The 1,160-nt window shown below is 63.5% G+C and carries 1 pseudogene; it reads left to right on the top strand.

Features of this window, described 5'->3' with window-relative positions:
• Positions 1-1,160 (top strand): annotated as a pseudogene (locus ACDA63_RS20100) (hypothetical protein); the annotation flags it as partial.

The following is a 1,160-nucleotide window of genomic DNA, read 5'->3' as shown; positions in this document are numbered from 1 at the left end:
GAGCGCCAGATCGTCAATGTGGCAGCCGGCACGCAGGACACCGACGCGGTGAACGTGAGCCAGTTGAAGGGCATCGCCGACGTCATCGGTGGCGGCACCACGATCAACAACGACGGCACGATCACCAACCCGAGCTTCGTGATCAACAACGGCGCCACCTACACCACGGTGGCGGACGCGATCACCAACATCGACGGCCGTGTCACGACCATCGAAGGCAACATCACCAGCATCACCGGCGTGCTCGACGGCGTGGTCAAGTACGACCGCAACGGCGATGGTTCGGTGAACTACGACAGCATCACGCTGGCCGGTGGCGCCGACGGGACCAAGATCACCAACGTTGCGGCGGGTGATGTGTCGGAAACCAGCAAGGACGCCATCAACGGCAGCCAACTGTGGGCAGTGGAACAGAACATCGCCACGCTGACCGATACGCCGATCACCTTCGCGGGCAACAGCGGTTCGGTCGACAAGAAGCTGGGCGAGACCTTCAGCATCGAAGGCGCGGCGACGACGGCGGGGACGTACTCCGGTGCCAACGTCAGCACGGTCGTGGATGCCGACGGCAAGCTGCAGATCCAGATCGCCGAGAGCCCGACCTTCACCAGCGTGACCACGGGCGACACGGTGATGGACACCAACGGTGTGACCATCGCGGGTGGGCCGAGCATGACCATGGCGGGGATCGACGCGGCCAGCATGAAGATCGTCAACGTCGCGGCCGGTACAGCCAGCACGGACGCGGTCAACGTGAGCCAGTTGCAGGGCATCGCGGACGCCATCGGTGGCGGCACGACGATCAACAACGACGGCACGATCACCAACCCGAGCTTCGTGATCAACAACGGCGACACCTACACCACGGTGGCGGATGCGATCACCAACATCGACGGCCGCGTGACCAACATCGAGGGCAGCATCACCTCGATCACCGGTGTGCTGGATGACGTGGTCAAGTACGACGACCCGAGCCACAGCACGATCACGCTCGGCGGCACCGACGGCACCAAGATCACCAACCTGGCAACCGGGGATGTATCGGCCACCAGCACGGACGCCATCAACGGCAGCCAGCTCTACGCCATTGCGGGGGATACCAGCAACACCTACATCACCAACAACGGCACGGGCGTGAAGTACGTGCGCACCAACGACAC

Source organism: Uliginosibacterium sp. sgz301328, from assembly GCF_041807905.1.
Lineage (GTDB): Bacteria > Pseudomonadota > Gammaproteobacteria > Burkholderiales > Rhodocyclaceae > JBGVSA01.
Note: the sequence above shows the minus strand (reverse complement) of the source record. Positions and strands in the feature narration are given on the sequence as shown.